Raw genomic sequence first — 8,934 nt, 5'->3', positions numbered from 1 at the left:
AAATTGACTTAAACTTTAATCCGATTGGTATAACTTTGTTCGTCGGTTTTACACCAGCCAACGCTTCGCCTACTTGGGCATTGTAGTCTCGCAGACTGAGTTTCGGGCAAATCAGTTGCTTATATCGATACATGGCTGTCTCTGACAATGATCTAAGATGATAGCCATTTTCTTGTTTCCACTGCGCCAATTTCCCCTCTTTTAAGGCTGTTACGGCCTCGTTGCGTGGATGATTATCCTCCCAGAGTCCAGCGTTGCATCTTGGTGGAATGGTCGCTTTGCATCCTTTGCGCTGAAGCAGCGAATGTGCGTGGCGTTTGCTTATGCCATAGTGCAAGGCGCAAGTGGTATGAACGCGGTACTTTTTTATGCGCCTACGGTATTCGAGCAAATCGGTATGTCAGTCGAAGACACTTTTATGCAAACGGTTATTCTAGGCTTAGTGGCTGTGCTATTTACCCTAGTGGCAATTCGATTTGTAGAAAAATGGGGGCGTCGTCGCCTAACCCTGTTAGGTTTATTGTTTATTAGCATTGCTCACACTTCAACGTGGTACGGATTTAAATCTGCACACTATGAATTGAGCCAAGAAGCCATCGAAAATATTCAGCAAAGTCAGGTGGACGTAACCTTATTACAGCCTTTGGTGGGCAAAACCTATGCATCTGATGTGGATCTAAAACGTGAGCTGGCGGGCATATACAGTAAAAAGATTTGCCGTTGGTAAGTGGAGCCATCATTAACTCAACAATCAGCATCAATGCCTTCTTTGTTTTATTTGCTTTCTTAGCGGCTTTCAATATGTCGATTGGGCCAGTAATGTGGGTGATATTTTCAGAGATATTTCCCAATAGTGTACGCAGTGTGGCACTACCGGTGGCCGCTTTCGTACAGAGTATCTCCAGCTATATGATTCAGCAGTTTTTCCCTTGGCAACTAGAGAATTTAGGGGCAGCCAATACCTTTTTAAATTACGGCATTATTGCCTTTATCGGCATGTTAGTGATGGCAAAAATACTGCCTGAAACTAAGGGTAAAACCATTGAAGACATTGAACGCGATCTGGTCAAAGCTTAAGAATATGCCGTTTGCTGAGCAAATTAATGGGCGATAACGCGTTTGATGCGTTTAATTAGCTCATTTTAGCCATGTAAATTTATGTAATTGCTGGGTAATATACTTTGTATCGACTTACAGGCATGGTACATTTACTGTGTCATTTAACATATTATGTTTAGATAATTATCATGAGCGAATTAGTATATTACGATCTTAAACGCACGGCGACTATGACCCCAAGCATGCCGGTTCAGGTAGCCCGTGAGTTAGGCAGACGCATTGTGGCAGGCACCTATGAGCCAGGCACGCTTATCGACGAAGAAAATACCCTTGCGACCCGTTATCAGGTTAGCCGAGTGGTTATTCGTGATGCGGTTAAAATTTTAGTGGGCAAGGGCTTACTCGACGTGCGCCGAGGTATTGGTACCCGCGTTAGAGCGCGTGACCAATGGTCTATGTTAGACGATGACGTGTTAGCGTGGCATTTATCGGCACCGCCGAATCCTTCTTTTTTAAAGCAGTTGATGGAAATTCGTTTAGCCTTTGAGCCTAAAGCATCACGCTGGGCAGCAGAGCGGGCCACAGCGGAAGACATTGCTGAAATACAAGCGGCATGTTTAGCCATGGAGCAAGAAGGAGGGTCTGTTGAGAACTTCATTATTGCTGATGCAGAGTTTCATCGCTCGGTGTTACGAGCTGCGCATAACGAATTCTTAAAAGCCATGGAAGGGGTGATTTATTCCGCTTTGTTGGTCAGTATTCGTTTAACCAATAAAGATCCCAGAGACAATAAAAGTTCAGTGCCATTTCATCGGGCTGTTTGTGACGCTATCGTCGCGGGAGATGCTGACTTGGCTGAACAGCTAACCGCCAATTTATTAGGCGACGCAGACAAGCGCTTAAGCGGTAAAGTTGCTAAGTATAAATAGACGCATAGCGTAAAGTAGATAAATTCAGGCGGATGTTTAGCCTAGTTAAAACACCAGCTAATGCTGGTGTTTTCAAATTTACCCATTGTCGCTACCTAATCAAAAATCCAATTGTGAGCTTAACTGCACATGCAATAGCAATTTGCGTGTGGATGTCAGGGAGCAGTGCAGTGCACAAGGATTAGGTTTAGTGGATGTCGGGGATAGGGAGCAAGCAGGTGAATGTAGTGACGTGGCGACAGGGCGGAACATCGCCCATTTTGTTTTGGTTATCGTTAATATTGATTGGGCTAATGTGGGTAAATAATGTGTCTGCCCAAGACGAAAGTGCTCCCGTTAGCGAGGCACAAACTAACGCCCATGCTATAGGCTATGTCGGTGCAAGCACTTGTCAAAGTTGCCATCAAAGCGAGTATCAGCAGTGGCAACAGTCAGACCATTTTAAAGCCATGCAAGTGGCCAGTAAAGACAGTGTGCTAGGCAACTTTGCCGATACCGAAGTACAGTTTCACGATATCAAAACCCGTTTTTTTATCCAAGACGGCCAATACAAAATCACCACGATCAACAAACATAACCAGCTCGAAACTTTCGATGTGCCATATACCTTTGGCTTTTATCCTTTGCAGCAATATTTAGTTGATGTGGGAGAGGGTAAGCTACAAGCGTTTAATATCGCTTGGGACAGTCGCAGTGAAAAAGAGGGGGGGCAACGTTGGTATCACTTGCAGCCCATCGAAAAAATCACTCCTGAACATCCATTTTTTTGGCAACGCCATTTTCAAAATTGGAATAGTCGCTGTGCGGATTGTCACTCAACGGACTTGCAACGCAATTTTGCACCTAAAACCAACGTATTCAAAACCCAGTTTAGTGAAGTCAATGTGGCCTGCGAAAGCTGTCATGGGCCGGCAGGTCAGCACGTAGAGCTAGCTAAAAAGGATGCCATTACTGACAACAATAGTGGGTTTAACACACGGCTGCCGGCAGTGAAAAACTTTGTGTTTGCCATGGACAACCCCATTGCTCACGCCGACGGCCAAGCCAACAACAGTGAAATAAATGTCTGCGGGCGTTGTCATTCGCTTCGTACGCCGTTAAGTCATCCATTTTCAGACCCCAAAGGCCAGCAAAGTTTTGTGGATGATAATCGTCTAGAGTGGATCCGAGCGCCGTTTTATCATGCTAATGGCACCATCAACGAAGAAGTGTTTGTTATGGGCTCGTTCATGCAAAGCAAAATGCAGCATGCTGGCGTGACCTGTTCGAACTGTCACAATGCTCACACGGGGAAAGTTAAAATACCAGGCAACGGCCTGTGTTTGCAGTGCCATCAAGCGCAAACATTTAATCGTCCTGAACATCATCATCACACGCCAGATACCGACGGGGCTATGTGTGTGAGTTGCCATATGCCAGAAAAAACCTATATGGGTGTGGATGCTAGGCGGGATCACAGTTTTTCTATCCCAGATTTGAGTTTTCAAACTCAGCTAAGCGAACCCCAGTCCTGTTTAGCCTGCCATGATAAAGATGATGTGCATTGGCGCGAACAGAGCACTAAAATCTGGGGGGCAGGTAAGGAAAATACATGGCAATCGGTTCGCCAACACGTGCAAGATGTTGCGCCGCAAGGTCTGGCTGAAGCTATTGCCTTTGTCCAAGACCCAAGTAACAGTCGCTTACGCCAAGCCTCTCTTTTGGCTGATATGAGCCAATACCGCACTCAGGAAGTACTCGATCTCGCGTTACAGCATCTTGCAAGTGATGATGTGTTAGTGCGACGGGCAGCGGTTGAATCATTGCAAATGCTCAGTCCTCTAGAGCGTTGGCAGGTACTGAGTGATAAGTTGGACGAGCCTAGCAAGTCAGTAAGGTTTGAAATAGCCAGAGTATTGGTTGACAGTATTGAGCAGTTGTCTCGGAGTGACAAAGCCAGATTAAAACCCTTGCTGGCGGAATATGGTGACATGTTAACGCTAAATGAGGATTCACCGATCACTCAATTAGCGCTGGGTAATTTGGCAAGTCACTTAGGGGATTTGGCTGGGGCCGAGCGTGCCTATCTAACCGCCTTTAGGATTGAACCAAGTTATATTCCTGTGCTGATTCAGGTTGCCGAATTTTATCGTCAGCAAGGCCAAGACAAAAATGGAGCGAGTTACTTAAGCAAAGCCTTGAAAGTTGAACCCGATAATGCCCAAGCGAATCATGCTTTGGGTTTATATAAAATTCGCCAGAAACAATATGCCCCAGCATTGACCAATTTAAAAGTGGCTGCCCACAGCAGTGAAGCATTCCCGTCATTTGCTTATATTTATGCGATTGCGCTTGATCATCAGGGGCAGGGGAGTGTGGCCATAGCTGAATTGCGACTCGCCCATGACCGCTGGCCGAACGATACCGATATACTCAGCGCGTTGATCAGCTATTTGAATAAAGTGGGTAATACCCACGATGCAGCGGTATACACGGATAAATTGCAAGCATTGCAGCACAGCCGGCAGTAAAGACTAAAAGTAAGACGGGGAAGGTGCTGCTTAGTAGGGGGCCAGCGCTGAAAAACGCTTATTTTGAATTGATAATGGCTTCGCAAGCCGCTGTGTGGGCAATCCATGAGTTTCTGCCAAACGCTGACATTGACATTTGAAACTGCTTATTCTTGAGTTATATTTCAACGCTGTCGGGTGCTCAATGGGCAAAGCAAGCTTTAGCTTTTGTTACAGCCCTTTAGGTATGCTCAAATGTAAAAACGGTCAGTTATTTTTACGCCTGAAATTGAGGTAGTACTATGCACAGTACAGATATTCGCGTGTTTATTCCCAGCAAAGATTTCGCCCAATCCCAACAGTTTTACCAAGCATTAGGTTTTAGCAAAGAGTCGGTGAATGATGAGCTATGTTTATTCACCTGTGGTGAATGCACCTTCTTTTTACAGAATACTTATCAGCAAGATTTTGCCGAAAATCTCATGATGCAATTAATTGTGACGGACATAAATGCGGCGTACCAACAAATTGTAAATATGGGGGATTTGGCGCGTAAATACCAAGCAATCAAAAATGAGCCCTGGGGTAAAGTCGTGTATTTATGGGGCCCAGCAGGAGAGTTGTGGCATATCACCCAGTTACTCGCTTGATGCCGTATTAGTTCGATTGCACCGTTTATATCGGCGTCTTTTAACCGGTGGTGCAGTGTGCCTTTGTTATACATTCGCGCTGACCGACGCCATTTTTAGGCCGGCAAAGAGTAAAAAGCCGCCAGCAGACTTGTTGATTAGGTTCACAATAGATGATTTCACCGAGCCACTGGATAGCTTTTGGCCTATGTAGGCATACATAGAATAAGACAATAAATCGACCACTAAACAAGATGAGCCCATAATCAGCAGTTGCAACACGACAGGTTGTTCAATGTTGATAAACTGGGGTAGCAATGCAAGGAAATACAGCAGAGCTTTGGGGTTGGCTAATTCAACAACAAAACCCTGACTAAAGCGTGCAATGCCGTTTGCATTCGAACTGGTATTTTTATTAACGCTTAATCCGCCGCTTTTACTGAAAATTGCATTGAGCCCGAGGTAAAGCAGGTACAGCACGCCAACCCATTTAATAACTGAAAATAACAGGTTTGACGCGATTATTAACGAGGCAATCCCTGTTGCTGACAATAGAAAATACACCACATTTGCACTGGCAACACCTGTGACGCCAAACAGGGCATTTTTCGCGCCGTGGCGAGCTCCCTGAGACGCAATAGTGATCACCGCTGGGCCAGGGGACATACAAACAATTATGGTGGTGGTTAAAAAAATAAAGTATGCATGTAAATCCATCTGTCTTCCTATTCAGTACACAATTAACGGTTTTATTGCTAAAGCAGTTAGACTTTACATTGTTGATTAAATTGTCATGCAGAGAACGCAGTATTTAAGTTAACTTTCTTTTGTTAAGTAATATACAAAGCGCGTTGTGAATTAGCTAGCCGTATATGCGACGGGAGTTAAGGTAGGCTATTGAGGGCGACATTATTATTCCAGATGCAGGTCAACTTTTGCGTATATTGACGCATTAAAATATAACCTTTCAGTTGACATAAAATAGCCGAAAGGAGTAAAGTTAATAAAGTTTCAGTAATTACTGAAACTTTAGAAGGTAACTATTTACCTACTCTTTCAGATTTTGTTTTGTGTTGCGTGAGCGACCTAACTAGGAGCCATTAACATGATAGATGAAGCCTTTGTGGATCTATCGCGATTACAGTTTGCTATTACCGCACTGTTTCACTTTCTATTCGTGCCCCTAACCTTAGGCATGACGTGGATCTTGGTCATCATGGAGTCAGTTTATGTCATGACTGGCCGTGAAATTTACCGAGATATGACCAAATTTTGGGGCAAGTTGTTCGGCATAAACTTCGCGGTGGGGGTGGCAACAGGCTTAACCATGGAGTTCGAGTTTGGCACCAATTGGTCTTATTATTCTCATTATGTGGGTGATGTATTTGGCGCGCCGCTGGCCATCGAAGGCTTAATGGCATTTTTCCTTGAATCGACATTTGTGGGTATGTTCTTTTTAGGCTGGGACAGATTATCCCGCCGGCAACATTTAGGTGCGACGTTTCTCATGGCGGTGGGAACCAACTTATCGGCATTGTGGATTTTGATCGCCAACGGCTGGATGCAAAACCCGGTGGGAGCGGAATTTAACTATCAAACCATGCGAATGGAAATGACCAGCTTCGCAGAATTGGTGTTTAACCCTGTGGCGCAGGTCAAATTTATTCATACCGTATCCGCAGGTTACGTTGCGGCATCGATGTTTGTGCTGGGGATCAGTAGTTACTACATTTTAAAAGGGCGTGACATATCGTTTGCTAAGCGCTCATTCTCAGTTGCTTGTGGCTTCGGTTTAGCCTCTGTGCTGTGTGTTATTTTACTTGGTGATGAATCCGGTTATGAAGTAGGTGAAGTGCAAAAAGTGAAGCTCGCCGCTATTGAAGCGGAATGGCATACTGAAGAAGCGCCTGCGGCGTTTACTTTGTTTGGATTCCCTGACTCTGAAAAGCAAGTGACCCACGCGGCAATTAAAATCCCCTATGCCATGGGTATTATTGCTACTCGCTCGTTAGACGAGCAAGTTACGGGTATTAATGATTTAGAAATTAAACATGAGAAACGCATTCGCAACGGTATGTTGGCTTATGAGTATCTAGATAAACTCAGAAATGGCCAAGATACCCCAGAAAACGTAGCGATTTTCGATACGTTAAAAGACGACTTAGGTTATGGATTACTGCTTAAACGCTATACACCTAATGTGGTTGATGCCACCGAAGCACAGATTAAACAGGCAGTGAAAGATTCGTTTCCAAAAGTGGGCCCTATGTTCTGGTCCTTTAGGATTATGGTTGCCTGCGGCATGATCATGCTGGTGATATTTGTATTGTCATTTTACTACAACGCCCATCGGGTAATTGAGCAGAAACGCTGGTTGTTATGGGCGGCGGTGTTCAGTATTCCGCTGCCGTGGATTGCTATCGAGTTTGGTTGGGTCGTGGCTGAGTATGGCAGGCAGCCGTGGGCAATATCTGAAATATTACCCACCTTCTTGGCGACATCGTCACTGACGACTAATGATTTATTGATCAGTATTGCTGGCTTTATCATTTTCTACACAGGTCTTGCCATAGTAGAAGGTTGGTTAATGCTGCGTTTTGTGAAGCAGGGGCCAAGTTCATTGCACACCAATAAGTATCATTTTGAAAAAATTAATCAGCCAAGCAAAGACGAACAAGGGGCTCACTCATGATTTTTGATTACGAAACGCTCAAATTAGTGTGGTGGTTAATTATTGGCATATTGCTCATTGGCTTTGCGATTACTGACGGCATGAACATGGGCATCGCTATGTTATTGCGAGCGGTGGGTAAAACAGACAGTGAACGTAGAACCGTGATTAATACCATTGCGGCGCACTGGGAAGGCAATCAAGTGTGGTTTGTTACCGCTGGTGGGGCATTGTTTGCTGCTTGGCCTATGGTTTACGCCGCGGCGTTTTCTGGTTTTTACTTCGCGATGTTATTGGTGTTGTTTGCACTGTTTTTTCGCCCGTTAGCCTTTGATTATCGCAGCAAAATTGAATCCCCTCGCTGGCGTAACAATTGGGACTGGGCGTTGTTATTTGGCAGCGCAATCCCTGCATTGGTATTCGGTGTGGCGTTCGGTAATTTGTTTTTGGGTGTGCCTTTTAATATCGATAATTTATTGAGAGCTAGCTATCAGGGGTCGTTTTTCGGCTTGCTTAATCCCTTTGGCTTATTAGCAGGGTTGATCAGTATTACCATGATGGTAGGTCACGCAGGTATGTGGTTGCAGCTGCGCACAGCACATGATGTGGCAAAACGTTCAGGTCAATTTGGTCGTTATGCATTAATCGCCTGTATGGCGTTGTTCGCTGTGGCGGGAATTTGGGTGTCGAACATGGATGGCTACCAAATAGTCAGCATGCCGGATACACAAGGCTACGCAAACCCTATTGCTAAAGTGGTGACAACCGCGCCAGGCGCTTGGTTAGACAATTATACGGCAATGCCGCTAACCATCATCTTTCCTAGTCTGGCATTTGTTATGGCTGCACTGGCAGTGCTCTTCTCTAAAATGGGTAAACCGGCACTGGGGTTAGTTTCATCAAGTTTAATGTTAGTGGGCGTGATCATGACGGCGGGTGCATCTTTGTTCCCCTTCATTATGCCGTCAAGTAATAACCCTAACGTAAGTTTAACCATGTGGGATGCGGTTTCCAGTCATATGACGCTGAACGTATTGTTTATTGTTGTGGTGATATTAGTGCCTATTATTTTGTTCTACACGACTTGGTGTTACGTCAAAATGTGGCGCAAAGTGACAGTGGAAGAAATTGAAAATAACCCCCACGGCAGTTACTAA

The 8,934-nt window shown here is 44.9% G+C and carries 8 protein-coding genes and 1 pseudogene; 7 read left to right on the top strand and 2 right to left on the bottom strand.

The features are described 5' to 3' along the window. Positions 1-307, bottom strand: a pseudogene (locus tag GPLA_RS23185) (IS5/IS1182 family transposase); the annotation flags it as partial. On the opposite strand from GPLA_RS23185, the gene GPLA_RS23980 reads away from it, so the two are divergent. The 5 genes from GPLA_RS23980 to GPLA_RS10295 all read left to right on the top strand — a co-directional run bounded on the left by GPLA_RS23980 (position 230) and on the right by GPLA_RS10295 (position 5,127). Further along, positions 230-727 (top strand): MFS transporter, encoded by a 498-nt coding sequence (locus GPLA_RS23980; protein ID WP_051997662.1) that lies wholly within the window; start codon positions 230-232, stop codon positions 725-727. The pseudogene GPLA_RS23185 and the gene GPLA_RS23980 overlap by 78 nt on opposite strands. A 74-nt stretch (positions 728-801) precedes the next feature. Further along, positions 802-1,077 carry a sugar porter family MFS transporter gene (locus GPLA_RS23975; protein ID WP_264370818.1) on the top strand — a complete coding sequence of 92 codons (276 nt, stop codon included), beginning with the start codon at positions 802-804 and terminating at the stop codon, positions 1,075-1,077. A gap of 170 nt (positions 1,078-1,247) precedes the next feature. Beyond that, complete coding sequence (locus GPLA_RS10305; RefSeq protein WP_040514373.1) at positions 1,248-1,988, top strand: FadR/GntR family transcriptional regulator; 741 nt, start codon at positions 1,248-1,250, stop codon at positions 1,986-1,988. A gap of 293 nt (positions 1,989-2,281) precedes the next feature. Next, a complete protein-coding gene (locus GPLA_RS10300) occupies positions 2,282-4,498 on the top strand; it encodes a multiheme c-type cytochrome (protein WP_051997663.1) in 2,217 nt (738 codons plus the stop codon). 281 nt (positions 4,499-4,779) lie between these two features. Next, a complete protein-coding gene (locus tag GPLA_RS10295) occupies positions 4,780-5,127 on the top strand; it encodes a VOC family protein (protein WP_007104842.1) in 348 nt (115 codons plus the stop codon). 66 nt (positions 5,128-5,193) lie between these two features. On the opposite strand, the gene GPLA_RS10290 is transcribed toward GPLA_RS10295, so the two are convergent. Next, entirely contained in the window at positions 5,194-5,823 is a 630-nt protein-coding gene (locus tag GPLA_RS10290; protein ID WP_007104841.1) for a LysE family translocator, read from the bottom strand. Between the two features lie 388 nt (positions 5,824-6,211). On the opposite strand from GPLA_RS10290, the gene GPLA_RS10285 reads away from it, so the two are divergent. Together GPLA_RS10285 and cydB are read left to right on the top strand one after the other, a co-directional pair. Beyond that, entirely contained in the window at positions 6,212-7,798 is a 1,587-nt protein-coding gene (locus tag GPLA_RS10285) for a cytochrome ubiquinol oxidase subunit I (RefSeq protein ID WP_007104840.1), read from the top strand. Continuing rightward, positions 7,795-8,934 carry a cytochrome d ubiquinol oxidase subunit II gene (gene cydB / locus GPLA_RS10280; RefSeq protein WP_007104839.1) on the top strand — a complete coding sequence of 380 codons (1,140 nt, stop codon included), beginning with the start codon at positions 7,795-7,797 and terminating at the stop codon, positions 8,932-8,934. Before GPLA_RS10285 ends, cydB begins: the two co-directional genes overlap by 4 nt.

Origin of the sequence: Paraglaciecola polaris LMG 21857 (assembly GCF_000315055.1) — a bacterium.
Taxonomy (GTDB): Bacteria; Pseudomonadota; Gammaproteobacteria; order Enterobacterales; family Alteromonadaceae; genus Paraglaciecola; species Paraglaciecola polaris.
This window is presented reverse-complemented; position numbering and strand designations above follow the sequence as displayed.